The sequence below is a fragment of the Pseudomonas sp. FG36 genome (assembly GCF_057809275.1).
On record NZ_JBMDJQ010000091.1, the window covers coordinates 1 to 414 of the forward strand.

Sequence of the window (414 nt, forward strand, 5' to 3'; positions counted from 1 at the left end):
CCTTGGTGCCATCGGTCAGGGTGAAGGTCAGGCCATTGTGGCCGTTGACCGGCAGACCTTGGGCATTGGTCAGCGTCACGGTGTAGGTGATCTGGCCACCTTCGGTGACGGTGGACTTGTCGGCGGTCAGGGTCGCGACGACTTCGCTGATGGTGTCGGTGATCTGCACCGAGGCATTGCCACCCAGCTCCAGATTTTCGAAGGACTTGCCGTCAACGGCAGCGTCGGTGATGCCGACAGTCAGGGTATCGCCGTCTTTGAAGACGTCGTCGCCCTGGGCCTTGGCCTTGTACTCGGCTTCGGTCTGGCCGGCCGGGATCACAACCTTGTCGCCATTGGACAGCGTGACAGTCAGGTCGTGGTCGAGCTTCTGGCTGACCTTGACGGTGAAGGCTGGCTGTTGGTCTTCGGTGA

1 protein-coding gene is annotated in these 414 nt (G+C 61.4%); it reads right to left on the minus strand.

Going from position 1 to position 414, the window contains the following annotated elements:
• Nucleotides 1-414: immunoglobulin-like domain-containing protein (locus ACODS9_RS26560; protein ID WP_489095126.1), on the minus strand; the 414-nt coding region annotated here is incomplete at both ends.